At 36.2% G+C, this 22,413-nt stretch carries 16 protein-coding genes; 5 read left to right on the plus strand and 11 right to left on the minus strand.

Going from position 1 to position 22,413, the window contains the following annotated elements; translation table 11 throughout:
- Nucleotides 1-64: 64 nt before the first annotated feature.
- Together HM983_RS05935 and HM983_RS05940 are read left to right on the plus strand one after the other, a co-directional pair.
- Nucleotides 65-2,929: a TonB-dependent receptor gene (locus tag HM983_RS05935; RefSeq protein WP_179344471.1), complete on the plus strand. Its 2,865-nt coding sequence runs from the start codon at nucleotides 65-67 to the stop codon at nucleotides 2,927-2,929.
- A gap of 34 nt (nucleotides 2,930-2,963) precedes the next feature.
- Nucleotides 2,964-4,385, plus strand: coding sequence for a DUF5689 domain-containing protein (locus HM983_RS05940; protein WP_179344472.1), 1,422 nt, complete (start codon nucleotides 2,964-2,966; stop codon nucleotides 4,383-4,385).
- 486 nt (nucleotides 4,386-4,871) lie between these two features.
- On the opposite strand, the gene HM983_RS05945 is transcribed toward HM983_RS05940, so the two are convergent.
- A complete protein-coding gene (locus HM983_RS05945; RefSeq protein WP_179344473.1) occupies nucleotides 4,872-5,384 on the minus strand; it encodes a heavy-metal-associated domain-containing protein in 513 nt (170 codons plus the stop codon).
- Nucleotides 5,385-5,480: 96 nt separating this feature from the next.
- On the opposite strand from HM983_RS05945, the gene HM983_RS05950 reads away from it, so the two are divergent.
- Nucleotides 5,481-6,359: a DMT family transporter gene (locus tag HM983_RS05950; RefSeq protein ID WP_179344474.1), complete on the plus strand. Its 879-nt coding sequence runs from the start codon at nucleotides 5,481-5,483 to the stop codon at nucleotides 6,357-6,359.
- Between the two features lie 51 nt (nucleotides 6,360-6,410).
- Here the strand turns inward: HM983_RS05950 and HM983_RS05955 are convergent, their stop codons facing one another.
- The gene (locus tag HM983_RS05955) at nucleotides 6,411-8,462 is read right to left on the minus strand and encodes a M16 family metallopeptidase (RefSeq protein WP_179344475.1); all 2,052 of its coding nucleotides are present in this window, start codon (nucleotides 8,460-8,462) and stop codon (nucleotides 6,411-6,413) included.
- Between the two features lie 19 nt (nucleotides 8,463-8,481).
- Nucleotides 8,482-9,801: a M16 family metallopeptidase gene (locus HM983_RS05960; RefSeq protein WP_179344476.1), complete on the minus strand. Its 1,320-nt coding sequence runs from the start codon at nucleotides 9,799-9,801 to the stop codon at nucleotides 8,482-8,484.
- A gap of 309 nt (nucleotides 9,802-10,110) precedes the next feature.
- On the opposite strand from HM983_RS05960, the gene rplU reads away from it, so the two are divergent.
- Both rplU and rpmA read left to right on the plus strand, forming a co-directional pair.
- Complete coding sequence (gene rplU / locus HM983_RS05965) at nucleotides 10,111-10,803, plus strand: 50S ribosomal protein L21 (RefSeq protein ID WP_179344477.1); 693 nt, start codon at nucleotides 10,111-10,113, stop codon at nucleotides 10,801-10,803.
- 64 nt (nucleotides 10,804-10,867) lie between these two features.
- Nucleotides 10,868-11,128, plus strand: coding sequence for a 50S ribosomal protein L27 (gene rpmA, locus HM983_RS05970; RefSeq protein ID WP_179344478.1), 261 nt, complete (start codon nucleotides 10,868-10,870; stop codon nucleotides 11,126-11,128).
- Between the two features lie 202 nt (nucleotides 11,129-11,330).
- Here the strand turns inward: rpmA and HM983_RS05975 are convergent, their stop codons facing one another.
- The 8 genes from HM983_RS05975 to HM983_RS06010 all read right to left on the minus strand — a co-directional run bounded on the left by HM983_RS05975 (nucleotide 11,331) and on the right by HM983_RS06010 (nucleotide 22,295).
- The gene (locus HM983_RS05975; RefSeq protein ID WP_179344479.1) at nucleotides 11,331-13,103 is read right to left on the minus strand and encodes a MutS-related protein; all 1,773 of its coding nucleotides are present in this window, start codon (nucleotides 13,101-13,103) and stop codon (nucleotides 11,331-11,333) included.
- Between the two features lie 13 nt (nucleotides 13,104-13,116).
- Nucleotides 13,117-14,028 (minus strand): M20/M25/M40 family metallo-hydrolase, encoded by a 912-nt coding sequence (locus HM983_RS05980; RefSeq protein ID WP_179344480.1) that lies wholly within the window; start codon nucleotides 14,026-14,028, stop codon nucleotides 13,117-13,119.
- An 81-nt stretch (nucleotides 14,029-14,109) separates the two neighbouring features.
- Nucleotides 14,110-14,856 (minus strand): succinate dehydrogenase/fumarate reductase iron-sulfur subunit, encoded by a 747-nt coding sequence (locus tag HM983_RS05985; RefSeq protein ID WP_179344481.1) that lies wholly within the window; start codon nucleotides 14,854-14,856, stop codon nucleotides 14,110-14,112.
- A gap of 42 nt (nucleotides 14,857-14,898) precedes the next feature.
- The gene (locus tag HM983_RS05990; RefSeq protein ID WP_218841823.1) at nucleotides 14,899-15,261 is read right to left on the minus strand and encodes a four helix bundle protein; all 363 of its coding nucleotides are present in this window, start codon (nucleotides 15,259-15,261) and stop codon (nucleotides 14,899-14,901) included.
- A 32-nt stretch (nucleotides 15,262-15,293) separates the two neighbouring features.
- A complete protein-coding gene (locus HM983_RS05995; protein ID WP_179344482.1) occupies nucleotides 15,294-17,291 on the minus strand; it encodes a fumarate reductase/succinate dehydrogenase flavoprotein subunit in 1,998 nt (665 codons plus the stop codon).
- 12 nt (nucleotides 17,292-17,303) lie between these two features.
- Nucleotides 17,304-17,990 carry a succinate dehydrogenase cytochrome b subunit gene (locus HM983_RS06000; RefSeq protein ID WP_179344483.1) on the minus strand — a complete coding sequence of 229 codons (687 nt, stop codon included), beginning with the start codon at nucleotides 17,988-17,990 and terminating at the stop codon, nucleotides 17,304-17,306.
- A gap of 92 nt (nucleotides 17,991-18,082) precedes the next feature.
- Nucleotides 18,083-19,318, minus strand: a complete 1,236-nt coding sequence (locus HM983_RS06005) for a hypothetical protein (protein ID WP_179344484.1) — start codon at nucleotides 19,316-19,318, stop codon at nucleotides 18,083-18,085.
- Between the two features lie 127 nt (nucleotides 19,319-19,445).
- Nucleotides 19,446-22,295 carry a WD40/YVTN/BNR-like repeat-containing protein gene (locus HM983_RS06010; RefSeq protein WP_179344485.1) on the minus strand — a complete coding sequence of 950 codons (2,850 nt, stop codon included), beginning with the start codon at nucleotides 22,293-22,295 and terminating at the stop codon, nucleotides 19,446-19,448.
- Nucleotides 22,296-22,413: the final 118 nt, after the last annotated feature.

Raw genomic sequence — 22,413 nt, forward strand, 5'->3', positions numbered from 1 at the left:
TACATTTGCACGCCTTAAATAACTATTATTTAATGTACACTAACAATCAATTTTAATCTTAGGCATGAAAAAAAGTTTTTTACTCTTTCTGTCGTTAACCGCTTTTACTTTAGTAAGTTTTGCTCAGCAAACCTTAATCAAGGGAAGTGTTTTCGATGGAACTACAGGAGAACCAATTCCTGATGTGACAATTACTATTGAAGAGACTGGACAAACTACAAAAACGGACGCAAAAGGTGAATTTAGGTTTGCCCAAAATGTACCGCTTGGAGAACAAGTTTTAAAAGTAGAAAAAGTCAGTTTTGTCACTAAACGCTATCCCATTATCGTAAACGAAGGACAGACCGTTGATATCAGCGGAATGACTTTGGATTTTGATGATAACAAAGACGATCTTTACATTATCTCTATTTCAGATGATAATCTTAATAGTGAAGATGATGGTTTAACGGATAATGTATCTGGCTTGTTACAAGCATCTAACGATGTTTTTCTCAATGCGGCCGCTTTTGACTTTAGCGCTACGTTTTTTAGACCAAGAGGTTTAGACAATGCCAACGGTAAGGTACTCATTAACGGTATTGAAATGAACAAACAGTTTAATGGTAGACCACAATGGGCCAATTGGGGAGGACTGAACGATGCACAAAGAAATCGCGAGTTTTCTATGGGTACGTCTGCTAATGATTACAACTTTGGAGACCTTGCTGGAACCAACAATATAATTATGCGCGCTTCAAAATATAGAGAAGGTGGTCGTATATCTTATGCATCTGCCAATAGAAGTTATACAGGTAGAGCTATGGGAAGTTATAGTTCTGGACTGTTAAAAGATGGGTGGTCCTTTTCTTTATTATTATCTAGACGTTTCGGGGAAGAAGGTTATGTTGATGGCACACTTTATGATGCCAACTCAATTTTCGCAGCAGTTGAAAAACGAATTAATGCTAAACACAGCATCAACTTTACAAGTATTTATGCGCAAAATAGAAGAGGACGTTCAACCGCTATAACAGAAGAAGTTTTTGACCTTAAAGGAAGAAAATACAATCCTTTTTGGGGAAATTTAAATGGTGAACAACGCAACTCCAGAATGCGTGAAACCAATGAGCCAATTTTAATGTTGAGCCACTATTGGGATATGACTCCTAAAGTAAGATTAAATACTAATGTCGCGTATCAGTTTGGTGAGATTGCCAATAGCAGAATAGATAATGGTGGTACACGTTTAGTTAGATTTAATGGAGAAACCTCATATATTGGTGGAGCACGAAATCCTACACCAGAGTATTATCAAAATCTACCAAGCTTTTTCTTACAGGATGCCAACCCAACTGCTTACGATTACCAACAAGCATTCTTAGCCCAAGAGGAATTTGTTAACGACGGTCAGTTAGATTGGAACAATCTATATGAAGCCAACGCTATTTTAAGGAATCAAGGAGGTAATTCGCTTTACGCCATACAGTCGGATGTTATTGAGGATAAACAATTATCGATAAATTCAATTTTAGATGCGGAATTGGCAGAAAACATTAAACTTAATGCGGCAGTCAATTACAGACGCCTCAAAAGTGAAAACTATGCTAGAATTGAAGATCTTTTAGGCGGTACAGGTTATTTGGACGTAGATTTCTTTGCAGAAGAAGATGATAATGCTGCCATTGACGATGATATCGCAGCCAACTTAGCCCAGAGTGACGTTAACAATCCCAACCGTATTGTAAGGGAAGGTGACAGATATAAATATAATTATGAAATAGATGCCAATGTAGTTAGCGCATTTGCACAGGCGCAATTCAAATATAGCATCATTGATTTTTATGTAGGTGCAAATGTTTCTCAAACCAAATACCAAAGAACTGGACTTTACGAAAATGGCTTCTTTAGAGGTGGCGGTAATGATGGCTCTTTTGGCGAGAGTGATAAATTGGATTTTTCTAACTACGGTGCAAAAGCAGGTTTTACATATAAAATCACTGGAAAGCATTTAGTAGATGTTAATGGAAGCTATTTCACAAAAGCACCAACGATTAGAAACTCTTTTAGTAATGCTAGACAGACCAATGCAAAAGTTATCGGCCTGGAAAGCGAAAAAATTCAATCTTTAGATGTGAGCTATATCTTTAGATCACCAATTGTTAAGGCAAGACTTACTGGATTCTATTCTGGTTTTAAAGATGGTACTGACATTGGTTTCTATTTTACCGAAGACCTCGCAGGTTTAGGAGTGGACGAAGGCGATGCTTTTGTCCAGGAAATCATGACCAATATAGAAAGAAGACATGTTGGAGTAGAATTTGGTATTGAAGCACAAGTAACTCCAACCATTAAATTAAAAGGTGCTGCTTCGGTTGGGCAATACACATTTAACAACAACCCTAATTTATACTTGACAAGTGTAGATTTTGATGGTCCGTTGACCTTCGGTGATGGTACAACTCAGATCAAGGATTATCACGTAGCTGGTGGTCCAGAGCGCGCGTATCAAATTGGATTTGAATATAGAGATCCAGAATACTGGAATATTGGAGTGACGAGCAACTTTTTCTCAAATGCATATTTAGATATGAGTAATTTGGCAAGATCAGCTAACTTTACTTCAGATTTTGATGGCAATACGTTTAACGATTATGACCCAGTTTTGGCAAAAGAATTGTTGAAACAAGAACAATTTGACGATTATATGTTAGTAAATGTTATAGGTGGAAAATCTTGGAAAATAGACGATTATTTCGTTGGCTTCTTTGCTACGATTAATAACATTTTTAATCAAGAATACCGTACAGGAGGTTTTGAACAATCACGATTGGCTAATTTCCGTCGTTTGCAAGAAGATAAATCACGCGAAAATGGCCCTGTTTTTGGTCCTAGATATTTCTATGGTAACGGTACTACATATTATCTAAACGTATATGTAAGATTTTAAAAAAGCTATGTTAGAACAAAATAAATTTAAACAAATGAAAACTTTAAAAATTAACAAAATTATACTGCTATTAATAGGGTTAGTAGTATTTAACGGTTGCGTCGAAGACGATGATTTTAATACACCGGATACTTCTATAGTTGAGCCTGTTTTAGATGGTCCTGTAATTTCTATTGATGCTGTTGCTGGTCAATTAGCTCAAGAACAAGATAATGGTGGTATGTTAGATTATGAAGATGAAGAAAGTGTAGTTACTTTCGCTTTTAACGACACAAATCAGTATTTGGAAGGTTATGTAATTTCTTCCGATGAAGGTGGAAATTTCTTTGAAGAATTGATTCTTCAAGATCAACCAGAAAATCCAACTATCGGAATTAAACTTCTAATTGATGTCAATCCTTTATTTGTTAGATATGAAGTAGGTAGAAAGGTTTATATAAAATTAAATGGTTTGGCTGTAGGTATTACCAATGGTCTTCTTACTGTAGGTGCTCTTAATGGAAATGAAGTTGATAAAATACCGTCTGCCTCAGAGAACGATTTCATTTTGAGATCTGCTGAAAAAGCAACTTTAGTCCCTCTGCCATTAGCATTTGATGAGATTGCAGATGACAAAACCAACTTGTTTATACAATTGCAAGATGTACAGTTTAATAGAAACTTAGTTTTAGGCGATAATCCTCAAACTTTCGCTTCTGAACCATCAGATGAATTTGATGGTGAGCGCACATTGGAAAGTTGTGCAACCGCTTCATCTATTACTTTCAGCACGAGCACATTTGCTGATTTCAAAGGTTTAACGCTTCCTTCTGGCAGAGGTAGCTTAAATGCTGTATTAACCAAAAACTTTTTTGGCGATGTCTTTAACGTATCAATCAACACCCCAGAAGATATTAATTTTGATAGTGCAGATCGTTGTGATCCAGATTTCTTAGAATGTAACGGAGCTTCTGGTGGAGGTTCGGAGATCTTTTCTGAAGACTTTAGCAATTTTGGCACGTATGCGTCAGAAGGGTGGACAAACACTAACGTTAGCGGCACGGATACGGACTGGTTTATCAGTAGTTTTAGTGGCAACTTCTATTCTAGAGTTTCTGCGTTTAACTCTGGTAATGCCGAAGCCAATGTTTGGTTAGTTACACCAGCAGTAAATATGGATTCAACCACAGGAGAGGAATTATCTTTTGATGTGGAAGCTGCATTTGACAATGGAACCATCCTTTCGGTTTTCGTTTCAACAGATTTTACCGGAGATCCTACAACGGCCACATGGCAACTTTTGGATGCTACAATTCCTGCAGGCCCTTCAAGTGGTTTTGGTGGATTCAATACTGTTGGCCCAATAAACGTTTCATGTATAGATGGTGATGCTTATTTTGGTTTCTTCTATGAAGGATCTGATCCAAGCGCAACTACGAGGTATCACATAGACAATGTTGTGGTAACTGGCAATTAATTATAACTTATTAAATACCAAAAAACCACATCAACTATTTGATGTGGTTTTTTTATTATTGCACTATGCTAGACCGATATTATATTTCAATTTTCAACCATTACAAAAAGCAATTTGGTAAGAAGAGCTTGAACCTCGCACTTTTTTATATTTGCTCATTAGAGTTATCAATTATTCTAGCTGTCTTGGCATTTTTTATGGCTTTTGCCAGTCAAATGAATATGGATGTTATGTCTCCGATTAAATTCTGGATGCTTTTTTTATTAATTTCAATAGCAATCATATTTAAAAATTGGATGCGCTATAATGGCAAAAAAAGGAACATTCTTAATGCAAAATTGAAGTCCCAAACAACACCTTTAATTCTTCTTTGGATTTTGCCTTTTGGATGTTTGTTTATAGCTTTGATTCTTTTACAAGTACCATAAAAAAACGCTATCCTTTGGGACAGCGCTATGAAATTAATTTTTATGGACTAAAAAGGTTTTACTCAACTTTCTTTTCTTTACAGCATTCCATTTTACAGTCTTCTGAGCATGCTTTTTTATCTATTTTTGCATCTCCTGTGCAGCATTCCATCTTACAATCTGCTTTACAAGTTTTGGCGTCGCTTCCAAAGTTATCTACATTTTTCATGTCTTTAACTTTATAAACCTCGCCAACTTTTGCAACAGTTTCTTCTAATGTCTTTGGTGTTACTTTGGCTTCGTCGTACTCTACCATAGCCAAACGCTTGTCAAAATCTACTTTGGCACTTTTTACACCTTCAACTTTTGCCATTTTCTTTTCAATAGTCTTCGCACAACCCATAGCACAAGTCATACCATCAATACTAAACTCTACCTTTGCATAGGTTGCATTTGGGTCTAGTGATTGTGAAACATCTTTATTTACAACTTCTACATCTACTGTTCTAACTTCTGGTTGCTCATTGTTCTTACACGATGCAAGGGTTGTCACCAAAAATGTTATTGCAAATATGCTTCTTAATGTCTTCATTGAATTATTCTATTAAAATTTGGCTAAATCTAATAAATATTGATGTTTCTTGCATAACAATTAACGAACTTTGTGAATTCTTCACATAACTATTGTATGAAAAATCTGAATATAAAATGGGTCTATCTTTTAATTTTATCAGCAATTTGGGGCAGCTCTTTTATTTTAATTAAAAAGGGGCTTTTAGGTCTTTCTGCATACCAACTTGGAGCGCTTCGTACTATTATAACCGGCTTTATTCTATTGGCTTTTGGCTACCATAAACTGAAAACTATACCAAAACCAGCATGGAAATGGATTGCAATTTCGGGATTTCTTGGATCATTTTTTCCTGCATTTCTCTTTGCTATTGCTGAAACTGAAATTGATAGTGTAGTAGCTTCAATATTAAATTCGTTAGTACCACTAAACACTATACTTTTGGGATTTGCTGTTTTTAAAATTGCCTCTACTAAAAAACAGATTTTAGGTGTTATTATCGGTTTTGTTGGAACTGCTATTTTAATTTTAGAAGGTTCTGAGCTCAATCCAAAACAGAACTATCTCTTTGCAGGATATGTTATTGTCGCAACTATAATGTATGCGGCTAATACCAATATCATTAAACGTTATCTACAAGACGTAAAGCCTTTGGCCATCGCTGCTGGAAATTACCTATTTATTATTGTGCCTGCTACTATCGTATTGTTGTTTTCTGATTTTTTTAATGCTACGACGTTTGAGAACCCTTTACTCTTAGAATCACTACTCTATGTGACGATTCTATCGGTCTTTGGTACGGCCTTAGCAAAAATCTATTTTTTTAGGCTTGTGCAAATATCAACACCTGTTTTTGCGTCGTCAGTAACCTATTTGATGCCCGTAATTGCATTAGCTTGGGGTTTGTTGGATAATGAGACCTTTAGCATAATTCAAGCATTAGCGGCACTCTTAATTTTGGCTGGAGTTTATTTAGCCAATAAAAACAAGCCATAAAAAAACCGAAGCTTTCGCTCCGGTTTTATGTAAACATTTTTTATTTAATACTTAGTCAAAATCCGCATCAGTTACACCTTCGTTTACTTTTACTTCTTTAACCATAAAATCAAATTTACGTGGTCCTACCGTTTGTGAAATTTTAAACGGGAACATAATTCCTGCTACTTCTTTGTAATCGGTATAAAATGTAGATTGAGAACCCATTGGAGTGGTTTTTACCTCCTTTATTTTTAATCCAGTATCTACACTGTAATATATAGAAGTGTCATTGCCAACATTTACCTTATATGCTTTTTCACCATCTACATCTTCAATTTTCTCTAAAGTTGCACCACCGTTTAGGTAATTTACTTCAGGGAACGGAGAAGTTTCTGCAGAGGATTTTTTAAGATCGTCCTCGCTCATATCTGATTTTTGTCCTTGCATTACCACGTAACCAGACTCGCCGTCAATTACAGTTTTCATTACAGATTGTCCCATTGCTGTGACCTCTTGAGAAAACTGATTTTTGTTGGTTTTCTTCATTTCTAGGTTCATCATCATTCCTGGTTGCAATTCTGCTTCGGCCATAATATTTACAGAGGTAACATTACTTAACTTTTCTTTGCCACCAATTTTTTCGATGTAAGCATTTAAAACCTTTGCTACATCGATGTCTGCTGACATCTCGATTTCGTAATTTGGCTTTTCAGTTGGAGCAGCATACTTATCATAATATTTAATTGGTATACCTGTTTTTTCCAAATTCTCTAATACCTCATCACCATTACCTACAACAACAATTCTTGCGTTATCGGTTTTGAGGTGTTTATTGGCAACTCTCTGTACATCTTCTACAGACACATCCTTAATTTTCTGCAAATAAGTTGAATAGAAGTCTTCAGGCAAATCATTAATTTTAATATTTAAAGCATAATTGGCTATGGTTTCAGGACGCTCTAAAGCCATCACAAAATTACCAATGTATTTTGCTTTCGCGTCACTAAGAGTTTGAGGATCTACTGGTTCTGTCTTAATTCTATTGATCTCTTTTAAAGCTTCAACCACAGCACTGTCTGTAACTGCATTTCTAACTTTCGCAGAAGCGTTAAAACGAGAAGCACCATAACGGTCTGTCCCTAAGCTTGAATATGCTCCATAGGTATATCCTTTATCTTCTCTAAGGTTTTTGAATAAGTAACCTTCACCGCCACCACCTAAGATATTATTAGTAATTAAAGCTGCATGATAATCTTTATCATTCATCTTCAAATCTACATTATTAGTGATAGAGAGGTTAGATTGTGTTGCATCTGGTACATCAACAAAATTAATCTGTGTGTATTGTACATTCTCATTCGGTTCTGGTACAGAAGTATTAACACCAACTGATTTGGTCCAGTCTCCAAAATGCTTTTCAATCTGCTTTTTAACTGTTTTAAAATCAACGTCGCCTATAACAACCAAATAAGCGTTATCAGGATTGAAATATTTTTCATAGAAAGAAACAGCATCACCATAGGTTACATTCTCTACAGTTTCTTTGGTCGTAAATTCACCATAAGGATGTTTGGTTCCATAAGACAAGGCAGAACCTACTCGCCCTGCGATTACATCTGGATTTTTCTCATTGCTTTTTATATTTTCAAGCAAGATAGTTTTCTCCTTTTCAAACTCTTCTTTGGTAAGTAGTGGGTTAATTGCCGCACCAGCCATTAATTCTAAAATTCTATCCGAATATTTAGATAAAGAGCTCGCAAATCCTCCACTAAATCCAAAATTTAAACTTGCCCCAAGAAAATCGATCTCTTCGTTAAATTCATCCTTGGATATTTCGGTAGTTCCGTTTCCTAACATACTTCCAATAAGCGATTCAACACCTGCCTTATCTGCCGTAGCAATTGGTTTGTTATCTATCCTCAATGAATAAGATACACGTGGTAATTTGTGATTTTCCACAACTAACACTTTGAGTCCATTCTTTAATTGGAATTCCTGTGGTTTTTCTATAGAAATTTCTGGTTCTGGACCAGCTACAGGCATTGTAGATCTATCTATCTGTGCATTAGCACTAAAAGTTATTAGGAGTAATGCTAAAAATGCTGTTAATTTAGTTTTCATTTTATATAATATTTTCATTTTATTGCTCATCTTTTGTTGGTAAATACTCTATTTCAACACGTTGGTTTGGACTCAAATACTTTTTGGCTGCTGCCTGTATTTCTTCTCTTGTGATAGATCTGTAAGTCTCCAATTGATTGTTGATTATATCTACGTCGCCATATAACAAATAATATGTTGCCAAAGAACTTGCAATTCCCTCTACACTAGAATTTGAATTTACAAACTGATTCTCAAACTGGTTTTGAAGTTTTTGATAATCACGCTCACTTATTAATTCATTTTGAAGTTTCACAATTTCCTCGTCCATTTCAGCCAATAAGGTTTCTAGACTTACATCTCCCAATGGCAACGCAAAAAGTGCAAACACGTTATAGTCTACTTGACCTAAATTTACAGCCTGAACTGTTAAAGCTTGCTTTTGTTCGTCAATCAATTTTTTGTATAAAACCGAACTTTTACCTCCACTTAAATACGTTGCAATCATGTCTAGTACATGCGCATCTCTGGTGGCTTGTCCTGGTAATCTGTAAGCCGCTACAATTGCAGGCACTTGAATATTCTTGTCGTAAGCTGTTGCCTTAATTGTTTCGGTTATGGGTGTTTCTTTTGGAAAATTACGGACTACTTCTGGTCCCTTTTTCACAGCACTAAAATAATCACGCACCATTTTTTCTGTTTTATCATAGTCTATATCTCCAGCTACAATTAGAACAGCATTGTTAGGTACGTAGTATTTTTCGAAATATGCATTGAACTCTTCTAACGTTGCAGCGTCTAAATGCTCCATTTTACCAATGTTCTCATCTTTGTAAGGGTGTACCTTAAATAGATTTTCGCCAATAGCCTTTAGTAAACCACCATAAGGTCTGTTTTCGTAACTTTGACGTTTTTCTTCCTTAACGACTTCATTTTGTGTATCCACACCAACTTGATCGATAACTGGATGCAACATACGTTCAGATTCCAACCATAATCCCAATTCTAATTTATTAGAAGGGAAAATTTCATAATAGTAAGTTCTATCTTGAGAGGTATTGGCATTAAATCTTCCTCCATTTGCTGGGATAATTTTCATGAATTCCCCGCGTTCAATATTTTCTGAACCTTCAAATAACAGGTGCTCAAAGAAATGTGCAAAACCTGTGCGCTCTCTGTCACCGTCTTTTCCTCCAACATCGTACATTACAGAAGTAACAACTAATGGTGCGGTATTATCTTGATGCATGATAACGTGAAGTCCATTATCTAAATCAAATTCTTTAAATTCAACTTTTTGTGCTGTAGCATTATAGCTAACAAGCATCAAAAGAGCTAGCGTAAATAAGCATTTTTTCATTATTTGTTTTGTTTTAATTTAAAAGTTAAAGTATTAGTCTTTGGATATTGTAGATTGTTACACAAATCGTTACAAAAATAAGCAATGACAAGCCTAATTGTAAATTTGTAAGGTAAAAAGTATATTAAAACTCAAAGGTTTAGGTTAATTTTCGAGAAAATGTAAAATTTATAGTCTATAAATAATAGAAAAACCCTAAGCGAATCTGCCCAAAACGTTTGTAGATTAAGAATTTAGAATTATATTTGCATCCGCTTTCTGAGAAGGAAGCACTATTTTTAATAAACAAATTAATAAAAACGTTACGCTATGTACGCAATTGTAGAGATAGCAGGGCAGCAATTTAAAGTTGCGAAAGACCAAAAAGTTTTTGTTAACCGTTTATCTACAGAAGAAGGTGAGAAAGTCGATTTTGACAACGTTCTTTTAATTGGTGATGGTGACAAGACAACTTTAGGCGCCCCAGCTATAGACGGAGCACTAATCGGTGCAAAAGTCTTAAGACACCTTAAGGGTGACAAAGTAATAGTTTTCAAAAAGAAGAGACGTAAAGGTTACCGTGTTAAGAACGGTCACAGACAGGCCTTAACTGAAATCGTTATTGAGAGCATTGTTGCTTCAGGAGCTAAAAAAGCTGAAAAAGCAGCTCCAAAAAAGGAAACGAAAAAATCGGAATCAAAAGCTGAGGCTGTTGCAACAGAAAAAGCTGCACCTAAAGCAAAACCAGCTGCTGGAAAAGCAAAAGGTAAAGCTGATGATTTAAAGAAAATTGAAGGTGTTGGACCTAAAGCCGCTGAGGCAATGGTTAATGCTGGATTGGATACTTTTGCTAAAGTAGCTAAAGCAAAGCCTGAAGCTATAGAAGCAATTTTGGCTGAAGCAAGTTCTAGATTAGCACATTTAGTTGCTAACACTTGGCCTCAACAAGCTCAATTAGCTGCTGACGGTAAATGGGATGAGCTCAAAGAATTACAAGAAAATTTAGACGGAGGAAGAAAGTAATTTTTCAACCTTTAATTATAAACTAGTTCCTGATCTAACGTCAGGATATAAAAACCTTAAGACAATGGCTCATAAAAAAGGAGTTGGTAGTTCTAAAAACGGTAGAGAATCAGAATCGAAACGCCTAGGTGTTAAGATTTTTGGTGGACAAGCTGCTGTTGCAGGAAACATTATCATAAGACAACGTGGTAACACACATCACCCAGGTGAAAATGTGTACCAAGGAAAAGACCATACTTTGCACGCAAAGGTTGATGGTTTAGTGAAATTTACTAAGAAAAAAGACAACAAGTCTTACGTTTCCATTGAGCCTTTTCAGGCTTAGGAGAAAATTTCTTAATTAAAAACAAACCCTCTCTAGAAATAGAGAGGGTTTTTTAATTTTACGAATCCTGTGGGATATTTTTTTTTTTCAGTTAGACCTCTAAGTTATCATGCATTTATTCTAATGGTATTCTAATGGGTAACTGATGCGGCTTATTTTATGAGGTTCATCGTGTTCTTTGCGTGCTTAAATTAGTGCGTTATCATACAATTTCCATCTTCTTCAATAGGAAACTAGCATTCATGTTCTGACAGACACCTGGTTTTAGCTTGTAATCAAAGTGAAGCTCGTCATTGATGATTTCTGCATCGAAATAGAAATTTTTTACCGCTTCCAATTCAGATTCAATTTCCGTGAGGCTTAAATCGTGAGTTGCTATGATTCCAGTAGCGCTAAGCTTTACCAGCTTTTCAACAAATTTTCTTGAGCCAATAGCTTTGTCCGTACTATTGGTGCCTTTTAGGATTTCATCTAAAATCACAAAATAATTTTTATCATTTTCAATCTTGTCAACGATAAATTTTAATCGTGTCAATTCACTGAAAAAATAACTGCTGTCATCAGTTAATGAATCTGTTGTTCGCATACTTGTGATTAACTTAATCGGCTTATATTTACTTTGTTTTGCACAAACAGGTAGCCCAACATTTGCCATTGCGATGTGCAATGCGACCGTTCTTAAAAAAGTACTTTTCCCAGCCATATTAGCTCCGGTAACAATAAAGAATTGTTCTTCTTTTAGCTCTAGATCACTGTCAATACGTTTGGAAGGATTTAATAATGGATGTCCTAAGTTTTCTGCCGAGATTGTAATTGGCTCTTCTACAACCTTTGGATAAGTAAAAGTTTGATGGTTAAATGCATAATTGCCGAAACTGTTGAAGGCATCAAAAAAGGTAACGACTTCAAACCAATCTTCAACCTTATCTGCATATTTGGCAATCCATTGTTCTACATGGTATGTTTGCCGAATATCCCAAAGTAGATAGCCATTACCAAATATGGCCGAAATGAAATTGTTCCGATTATCCAAAGCGTCTAACGCCTTTGAGAAGCGTTGAAATATCTGAGATGCCTTTATGTCTTCAGATTGAATTTTTTGTTGTTTTTCTTGAAGTAATTCGGACTTAAAATTAGAACTTTCAATTTCTTGTAGTAATAAAGCGTACTGCCGAAACGTGTCCTTTGCTTTTCCTGTATTTTGTGCGACTTCATTGATTTTTTTAAGATAGCGGCCTGTTACCAACAAGCCTAGTAACAGCCAATATCCCGCATATTTAATGGGTATTATTTCTAGAATCCCCAAGGCTAAAATTGTTACAGATGCAAAACTAAAACCAATGGTGAACCAGTAAACAGATTTAGTGAGAAAAGATCTATGGTTTTTAAGCCAGGTGATTATATATTGGGCCGAATGCTCAACCTCAACACCTTGGGCAACTGCCGTATAATTTTGGCGCCATTTAGGAATCGAAGCCAATTCCTTTATAGCTTCTTGACGCTTTTCAATACCTCTAATATCGTTAGAAAGTAAATAATCACTCAACTTTTTAGTGCCTTCTGCAATTGCGGTCCGGTTAATGAACTGAAAAAATGAACCTCTACCAAACAGGTCGATATCTAAACTGAAATAGTGATTAGGATCTTGAAATTCTGAACCGTCTGACCTGTGATGAAATTCACCAGATGCTATTTTCAATTCATTTTCATTAATGGCAACTAAACGTTTATGTAATGCTCTTTTGGACTTTAGATCTGTATAATTTGATAGTAAATACAGAAAAATTGCAATGCCAACAACGGCGATTCCTGTTGCTATCTGCCAAGTATTAAAGCTGGAGTAAATGCCAAAAACGGTTAGTGCAAAAACTATTAGGCGTAGGGTGCTTAATAATCCCATTCGCTTAAAAAATTGCTTTGAAAGACTTGCGTTGAGTTGTAGCTGTTTTTTATAAAATGACTCTGGTTTTTGCATGCGATTCTGTCCTCTATAAACCTGAGTTATCAATATCCTCAAATACTGAGATAATAATCTTTACAGCGTTCTTGTAAAATCCGGGTGTAATATCCTCAAAATCGTCCGTAGGCTTATGGTAGGCTGCATGATCTTCGTTACCGAAATACAAAAAAGGGAGATCTGCTTTATAAAACGGCCCATGATCCGAAGACATCGTCCAATCTTGCTTACCGTCAGTACCGTCGTGGCCTTCCAATAATTTAGTAGAGGTGGGATTATTAAAACCTGAAATAATTTTCTGTAGCGTTTCATTGTATCTTCCTCCAACTACATAAAGTTCATTTTTATCGCTACGACTAATCATATCCATATTTAGATTGACAAGAATTTTCTCTTTATCAAAAGTTTCGACAAAATGCTTTGCACCTTGAAGTCCTAGTTCTTCAGCATCAAAGGCAGCTAAAACCACTGAGTGCTTGGGTGGATTTTCTTTAAAATACTCGGCAAAAGCCAACAGTGCTGAGACTCCTGACGCGTCATCATCTGCACCATTGTATATTTTACCATTTGAAATACCCAAATGATCGTAATGTGCACTGATTACAATGTATTTTTCTGGTTGTTGACTTCCCTTTATTTCTACTAAAATATTCGTAGCGTCGAATTGCCCCATTCTGTTTTCAAATGAAAATGGATGTTCGAAATTACTATTATAGCCCTCTACATTTAAACTTTTGAATTGCTCAATAATATATGCCCTAGCTGAATCATTCCCCTTTTCGCCTGTTCTTCGCCCTTCAAATTTATCTGAACTTAAGGTTTCCAATCGGTCGAGTAGTTCTTTTTCGTTAAATTCTATGGTTTTAGTGGTAGTATCTTTGTTTTGGGCACAGGTAAAATTTAATAGACCTATGATGGCAACAGCAACTATTTTGTTTTTCATTTTATGGGAAGTTTTTAGTGAAGTTAAAGAAAAAATCCTAAGCTATACCTTAGGATTTTAATTCATATTATAATTTCTACTTTATCTTTTTGCGGTAGCAACTAAATATTCGCGATTCATACGCGCGATATTCTCTAGTGAAATTCCTTTAGGACATTCTACTTCACAAGCTCCAGTATTGGTACAGTTACCAAAACCTTCTTCATCCATTTGCTTTACCATATTTAACACACGGTCTGTTGCCTCTATTTGACCTTGTGGCAATAATGCAAATTGAGATACTTTAGCACCTACAAACAACATTGCCGAAGCATTTTTACATGCTGCAACACAAGCTCCACAGCCAATACAAGTTGCTGCACTAAAGGCATCGTCTGCATTATGTTTGTTTACTGGGATTGCGTTGGCATCGATAGTGTTTCCAGAAGTGTTGACAGAAATAAATCCGCCAGCATGTTGTACTCTATCAAATGAGCTTCTATCTACAATTAAATCTTTAATTACAGGAAATGCTGTAGCGCGGAATGGCTCAATTGTAATGGTATCTCCATCCTCAAAAGAGCGCATGTGCAATTGGCATGTAGTGATATATCGGTCTGGTCCGTGTGGACGACCATTGATATAAAGCGAGCAAGAACCACAAATGCCTTCACGACAATCATGGTCAAATGCAACGGGTTCTTCTCCATTATTAATTAATTCGTTATTTAAAACGTCTAACATTTCAAGGAAAGACATATCTGGTGAAACATCGCTGATTTTGTAATCAGTCATTTTTCCTTTATCGTTAGCGTTCTTTTGACGCCATATTTTGAGTGTAAGATTCATAACTATTATAGTATTTAGCGATTAGCGGAGAGCGATAAGTACTCAGGACTTATCTTCAAGTTTTTTAATTAAAGAATTAAGCATTTTGCTTATCTCAATAATTAAGCTCTCTATTGACTCGCAATCATTTATATAGTTTAATTTTTTTGTTATTAAAATTTGTGTTTCCAATTCGTATAATGAACCTCTTGAGATTCTTAAAAATTGAATGTAATTTTTTCGAGATAATCTGCCCCAACCTTCAGCAATATTTGAAGGAATTGATACAGAGCATCTTCTCATTTGGCCTGTTAAACCAAACCTTTCATCTTCAGGTAATTTTTTAGTTGCATCATAAATTTCAGTAACCAGGGTCATTGACTTTTGCCAAACTAGTAATTCCTGATAAGATTTGATAGTTCCCAATTCCCTTGTGCCTATTCGCTATTCGCTCTAAATTATTTATAAGAGCGCTCCTTAACTTCAATATTTTCATACTGCAAATCTTCTTTATGAAGTACTGCATCCTTAGGTTCACCTTTATATTCCCATGCTGATACGTATTGAAATTCCTTTCTACGCATTGCTTCTCCTTCCTCGGTTTGGTATTCTTCTCTAAAGTGTCCTCCAGCGGATTCTTCACGTTGTAGCGCATCTTTAGCGAACAATTCGCCTAATTCTAAGAAATCCGCTACTCTCCCTGCCTTTGCCAATTCCTCATTATATTCATCTGCAGTTCCCGGAACCAAAACATCGTTCCAAAATTCTGCTCTTAAATCTGAAATTTCATGTATGGCCGATTTCAAATCTTCGGCATTACGTGCCATTCCACATTTGTTCCACATGATTTTCCCTAAACGCTTATGAAAATGATCAACAGAATGTTTACCGTTACTATTAATTAAATGGTTGATGTTGTCTTTTACCGACTTTTCAGCTTCTTCGAACTCTTTGGTATCAGTTGGGATTTCACCAGTTCTGATATCTTGTGATAAATAATCTCCAATCGTATATGGCAACACAAAATAACCGTCTGCCAAACCTTGCATTAATGCCGAGGCGCCTAATCTATTTGCACCATGATCAGAGAAATTAGCTTCTCCTATTGCATACAGACCCGGAACAGTGGTTTGTAGATTATAATCCACCCAAATGCCACCCATAGTATAATGCACCGCAGGATAAATCATCATTGGGGTTTCATAAGGATTTTGATCTACAATTTTCTCATACATCTGGAATAAATTTCCATACTTTTCCCTTACGATTTCCTGACCTAATTTTTTAACTAGAGCATCATCATTTTCATCCAAACCTTTAACATGGGCTTGCTCTTTTCCATAACGCATAAATGCTGAAGCAAAGTCTAAATAGACCGCTTCACCAGTAGCATTAACTCCATAACCAGCATCACAACGCTCTTTTGCCGCACGTGACGCTACATCACGAGGCACGAGATTTCCGAAGGCAGGATATCGACGCTCTAAATAGTAATCTCTATTTTCTTCGGCAATTTCGGTCGGTTTTAATTTCCCTTCTCTAATTGCTTTAACATCTTCTATATTTTTTGGTACCCAAATACGTCCGTCATTTCTTAAGGATTCTGACATCAATGTTAACTTAGATTGATGGTCTCCCGAAACTGGAATACAAGTTGGGTGAATTTGAGTATAACATGGATTTGCAAAATACGCACCACGTTTATGTGCTTTCCAAGCTGCTGTGACGTTACTTCCCATAGCATTGGTAGATAAAAAGAACACGTTACCGTAGCCTCCAGTACCTAACACTACAGCGTGAGCAGAATGTCGTTCAATTTTACCAGATACCAAATCACGTGCAATAATTCCTCGTGCTTTTCCATCTACAACAACCACATCTAACATTTCGTGACGGTTGTACATTTGGATTTTTCCTCGACCTATCTGACGGTTCATAGCAGAATACGCGCCTAACAATAACTGCTGACCTGTTTGACCTGCTGCATAAAAAGTTCTCGAAACTAGTACACCACCAAACGAACGGTTATCCAGAAGACCACCATATTCACGTGCAAAAGGCACACCTTGCGCCACGCATTGGTCAATGATATTTGCGGACACCTCAGCTAAGCGATACACGTTGGCCTCACGTGAGCGATAATCTCCACCTTTTACCGTATCGTAAAATAATCGGTAGGTTGAATCTCCATCACCTTGATAATTTTTTGCAGCGTTGATGCCGCCTTGTGCTGCGATTGAGTGCGCACGTCTTGGTGAATCCTGAAAACAGAATGCTTTTACGTTATAGCCCAACTCTGCTAAAGTAGCAGCGGCCGAACCACCTGCCAAACCTGTTCCTACAACAATGACATCGATATTACGCTTGTTGGCGGGATTAACAAGATTAATCGTATTTTTATGATTGGTCCACTTATCTTCAAGTGGGCCTTTTGGTATTTTAGCGTCTAAAGCCATATCAGCAATTTTTTAGTGGTTGAAATAATGGTACAATGCAATAAAAACAAATCCCAATGGAAGTCCAATAGCATAAACCTGTGCCAACCCTTTTAAACTTTTTCTGTAAATACTATTTGCTCCGATGGATTGGAATGCTGAAGCAAAACCATGTAATAAATGAAGTGCTAAGAACACAAAAGCCAAGCAGTAAAGTGCCACTCTCCAAACATCTACAAATTTATGAGTAAGCTCTTCGTAGTATCTAAATCCGCTGTCAACATTATCTGGATCCAAAAGACCTGTCATGTCGCCTTTAAAATATTTTATATTAATTTCTGGCGCCCAAAAATCATAGAAGTGAAGTCCCAAAAATGCTAGAATCACGAGACCACTCCAAATCATATTTCTACTCATCCAAGTAGAATTTTTACCTCTATTATTCTTATCGTAACTGATTCGTCTTGCTCTATTGTTTTTTATTTCGAGAATAAAACCCATTACAAAATGAAAAATGACACCAATAATCAAGATGGGTTGCAGAACAAACTGAACGGCCCAAAATGTGCCCATAAAATGTGACGCTTCGTTAAATGCATCAGGACTAAAAACCGATAAAATGTTAATTGCAAAATGTTGAAGAAGAAAAACCATTAGGAAGAGTGCCGAAAGTGCCATGGCAAACTTTCTTCCAATCGTAGAATTAAAAATTCCGCTCATTATAATTAAAGTTTAGTCCCACAAAGATACTGCGCAAACGTTGCATTGCCAACTGTGCTGTATTAGAATTGGTTATTTAGAATGGTTTTAAGTTAGAAATTGAATCGAGGATTTACAATTGAATTATAAATAGACCCAAATTGATAGCTAAAACCTAAACTTACAAAATAATTATAGCCTGATTGTAATTGCTGTTGTTGCAGCAACAACTCCTCTAACGACACGTCTCCCGCTGGAAGATTAATTTGATCTCTAGTAATTCTGTAATTCCCGCTCACATTGAAATTGAACCCTTTAAATACTCGAATATTTGCTCCTAGAAAAAATCCAAATGATTGCAATTCGGTATCATGCAAATATTGATCAAAGGATGCTTCACCATTTATATTTCCCCATTCTTGTCTAAAACTTCCTCCAAATAAAAACGAATGCTGAAAAAGGGTTTCCTCATCTTCTCCAAAAACTGAACGTTCAGTATAATCATTATAAACCAATCCGTTTCTGTAGGAAAGAATTAATTGTTTTTCGGCAGAATCTTCGTACTTAAAAAAGTTGTATTCTATGGCTGGTCTCAGTCTCCAAAACAGGTCATAATTATTAAATGTCGAGGTTCCAATATTACCAAATAAGCCATAAGACCAATGGTCGTTAATACTTATAACATCACTTATATTAATGGATTTACGATTATTTACAGCTACAATATCCTCACCATCAAACGTAAATGTGGATTTGTTCTCGTTAAAACTTGCCCGAAATGAAAATTTGTTCTTAGCCGTAACTCTACGTGCCGAAACGCTTAAATTTAATCGACCTCCTTTATTGGATTCCTGTCCATCGAAAAACCCACTCGCTCCTAATCTAAAAACCCAGAAATTCCATGGATCTTTCTCTTCAACTTTTTCTACTTCGTTTGCCGGCGAAGGCACATTTACAAACACTTCTGTAGTTGTACCGTTTTCAATCCAAAACCGGACTAATCCTAACTTCAGATTTTCAAGAATACGCCTTCTTACATCGTCTCCTGTCATATTAGAGTCGGTCGAAAAGCTCAGCTTATAATTGATGTCATCAAAATCACCTTTACCAATAAAATCTACATCATAACTTCTACCTCCACTACCATTTCTTTGGGTTACAAAAAACAGATGAACATCACTCAGACCCTGATCTCTAACAAATTGAACATTCCCAAGGTTTTGACGTAAAAACGTACTGTCACAAACGTCGCAATCCAGAAATATCCTGAGTTGTTCTGTCGTGTCTTCTTGTGCAGATAGATTAAATAATAGAAAAAAGAAACTGATTAAAGTAAGGTACTTTAACATAATAAAATAGCGGTTTTAGCTTAGGGTGGATAAATGTAACATCTACAACAACGCCAAAACCGCTCTTTTAGTTTAGTTTAACAAAAGCCTTATTATTTATAATAGTTCTAAGCTTATTTGTTAGCTATTATTTAATTTCCAATTTGGTTTTAGCACCATCAATTTCAACCGTGTAAGTACCTTTAGGTAAATAATATTTTTTATTTCCAGTTTCTTTAAAATCGATTTTAGTGTCCTCTTTCATTAGAGCTTTCTTACCTTTTTCTGTGACTTCTAAATTATAATCCACATAGTTGAAACCTTTGTCAACATCAATGGACATGCTATTTAATTCCGCACCGTTTTCGGATAAGATTTTCATCATTTTTTCTCCTGAAGAATTACTGTAAAATTGAATTGTCACTTCTGGCTCATAAGCATCGGACCATTGGCTGAATGAACTTCCCCAACGACCGGAATATCTCACCGCATCGATATCCGAAAACGTAATTGATTTTGAATTCATTTCTGAATTCATTTTTTGAAGTGAAGCAATGTCAGCTTTATAAATACTGCGTCCATGCGTACCCAATAATAAGTCTTTAGCCTCAGGTTGAATGACGATATCGTGTACTGCAACATTTGGCACTCCGTTTGAAAAGACTTCCCAAGAGTCACCCATATCAAAAGAAACATACGCTCCATTGTCAGTTCCTAAATACAGTATATTTTCGTTTGAAGGATCCTCCCGAATTACATTTACCGGAGACGCTGGGATGTTGCTACTAATATCTTTCCATGTCTGCCCATAATCGTCGCTCATATAAGCATATACTTTAAAATCGTCCCAACGGTAACCATTTAAGGCGACATAAATACGTTCTTTTTTGTGTTGCGATGCTACAACTCTACTCACCCATAAATCTTTTGGCAATGTGTTAGAGATGTTCGTCCAAGTAGCTCCTGCATCTTTAGTCACATGGATTAAGCCATCATCACTGCCTGTATAAATTAACCCGAATTGAAAGGGACTTTCGCTTATTGAAGCTAAAGTTCCGTATGCTACATTACCTTTTTTGCCTCCGCTGGTTAAATCTCCACTAATGGCTTCCCAATCGTCACCTTGATTCATAGAGCGCATTAACTTATTACCTCCTAAATACAATATGTCTTGATTGTGTGGAGATAATAATATTGGCGTTTGCCAGTTGAAACGGTATGGATTTTCACCCAAAGTATGTTTTGGCTGAATAAATGTTTGCTCGTCAGTATCTAAATTTAATCTGAAATAAATTCCAAATTGGAACCCTGTATAAACGATATCAGAATTTCGATCATCAATCTGCACTTGCATACCATCTCCTCCCATAATGGATTTCCATGGATACTGCCCTTGCTGTTCCCAACTTTTATTTTCTCTTGCATTATGAGCACCTACCCAAACACCATTATCCTGTAGACCACCATAAACATTATATGGCTTTTCGTTATCAACGTTTATGGCGTAAAATTGACCAACTGCAGGCGAGTTGTTTTTAATCCAGTTGTCTCCATCATCATAAGTAATATTGACTCCACCATCATTTCCGTTTACTAAGTGGTTTGGATTTTTAGGATTGATCCAAAGTGCATGATGATCTGCATGGACATTTTCAGCATTAATAGAAGTAAATGTTTTTCCTCCATCTTTCGACTTTAAAATCGGCACACCATAAATATAAATATGATCTTCGTTAGCAGGAGACACATGTACGTGCCCAAAATAGTAGCCATAACTATAGTAAATCCCATCTAAATAATCATCGTGTGTCTTTTTCCAAGTCATTCCTCCATCGGTACTTTTATAAACTTCGGCACCAACTACTGGAGTATCAAACAACATAGAATTGGCATCTTCTAAATACTTCGCCAAATCAACCGGTTTTACATTCCCAGAACGCACCATTTGCTTTACGCTTTGTGCTCTGTATTTTTCTTGAAAGCCATTATTCTTTAAAAATTGATCTAATTTTTTATCGTCCAAAGCCAAAAACTCTGATGTAGACATGCTTTTAAAATCCTCTTTTGTTAAACCATCATCGGAGGATGAACTTGTTGAAGTATCTTCTTTTCTTCGGAATTGACTATCGTGAATGGCATAGACCACATTATCATTGTATACAGCGATTCCAATTCTACCAACTCCATCACCCGTAGGAAAACCACTTTTTTCAGTTGAAACCTTTGTCCACGTTTCGCCAGCATCTGTACTTTTGTAGATCGCTGAATTACTTCCGCTCCCATCAAAATTCCAAGCTTTTCTGTCTTTGGTCCAAGATGTGGCAAACATTAAATTGTAATTGTCTGGATTAGTTTGCAAATCAATAATTCCACTCATATCATCCACAAAAAGGGTCTGTTCCCAAGTTTTACCTCCATCTGTGGTTTTATAAATACCACGTTCCTTATTTGGTGAATACAAATGACCTGTCGCACCCACTACAACCACATCTGGATTGTCTGGATGAATTAAAATAGGCGCAAAATGGTGGGCATCCATCAAACCTAAATTCTCCCAGGATTCCCCATTATCGGTAGATTTTAAAATTCCAATTCCTGCGTAAGAACTTCGTGATGCATTATTTTCGCCTGTACCAACATAAATCGTCCTTGTTGGCCAGTGCACTGCTATGTCACCCACATTTTGGGTGTCAGAATTATCCAAAATCGGAGTAAACGTTGTACCATTATTTATGGTATGCCATACTCCACCAGAAGCATAACCCACGTAAAATTCTGAAGGCAAATCCGGATTTACATCCACATCCACCACTCGACCACTCATAATGGTTGGGCCGATATTTTCGAAGGGTACATTTTTTACCAATGACGATTCCGTCATGGCTTCTTTTTGCTCTAATGCTTTTTTAACGGTTTCAGCAGAAGTTGCTGGTTGCTGCGCGATGGCGAAAAGTGAACTCACAAAAAATGCGAGTGAAAGGAATTTTTTATTTAACATGTTGGTTAGTTTTATTAAGCGTACGAAAATTAACCATTCTCTAAGCTATCACAAAATTCACTAACAAAGTTTAACAGATTAAAAGGGTTATCTTTTTTGCTTGCGCCTTGGATTGTTT

The sequence above is a fragment of the Winogradskyella ursingii genome, from assembly GCF_013403975.1.
In the GTDB taxonomy this organism is placed as follows: Bacteria; Bacteroidota; Bacteroidia; order Flavobacteriales; family Flavobacteriaceae; genus Winogradskyella; species Winogradskyella ursingii.

Bases quoted from the DNA above. Each gene is read 5' to 3' on its own strand.
- HM983_RS05935 (WP_179344471.1), top strand. From the start codon at position 65: ATGAAAAAAAGTTTTTTACTCTTTCTGTCGTTAACCGCTTTTACTTTA.
- HM983_RS05940 (WP_179344472.1), top strand. From the start codon at position 2,964: ATGAAAACTTTAAAAATTAACAAAATTATACTGCTATTAATAGGGTTA.
- HM983_RS05945 (WP_179344473.1), bottom strand. From the start codon at position 5,384: ATGAAGACATTAAGAAGCATATTTGCAATAACATTTTTGGTGACAACC.
- HM983_RS05950 (WP_179344474.1), top strand. From the start codon at position 5,481: ATGAAAAATCTGAATATAAAATGGGTCTATCTTTTAATTTTATCAGCA.
- HM983_RS05955 (WP_179344475.1), bottom strand. From the start codon at position 8,462: ATGAAAACTAAATTAACAGCATTTTTAGCATTACTCCTAATAACTTTT.
- HM983_RS05960 (WP_179344476.1), bottom strand. From the start codon at position 9,801: ATGAAAAAATGCTTATTTACGCTAGCTCTTTTGATGCTTGTTAGCTAT.
- rplU (WP_179344477.1), top strand. From the start codon at position 10,111: ATGTACGCAATTGTAGAGATAGCAGGGCAGCAATTTAAAGTTGCGAAA.
- rpmA (WP_179344478.1), top strand. From the start codon at position 10,868: ATGGCTCATAAAAAAGGAGTTGGTAGTTCTAAAAACGGTAGAGAATCA.
- HM983_RS05975 (WP_179344479.1), bottom strand. From the start codon at position 13,103: ATGCAAAAACCAGAGTCATTTTATAAAAAACAGCTACAACTCAACGCA.
- HM983_RS05980 (WP_179344480.1), bottom strand. From the start codon at position 14,028: ATGAAAAACAAAATAGTTGCTGTTGCCATCATAGGTCTATTAAATTTT.
- HM983_RS05985 (WP_179344481.1), bottom strand. From the start codon at position 14,856: ATGAATCTTACACTCAAAATATGGCGTCAAAAGAACGCTAACGATAAA.
- HM983_RS05995 (WP_179344482.1), bottom strand. From the start codon at position 17,291: ATGGCTTTAGACGCTAAAATACCAAAAGGCCCACTTGAAGATAAGTGG.
- HM983_RS06000 (WP_179344483.1), bottom strand. From the start codon at position 17,990: ATGAGCGGAATTTTTAATTCTACGATTGGAAGAAAGTTTGCCATGGCA.
- HM983_RS06005 (WP_179344484.1), bottom strand. From the start codon at position 19,318: ATGTTAAAGTACCTTACTTTAATCAGTTTCTTTTTTCTATTATTTAAT.
- HM983_RS06010 (WP_179344485.1), bottom strand. From the start codon at position 22,295: ATGTTAAATAAAAAATTCCTTTCACTCGCATTTTTTGTGAGTTCACTT.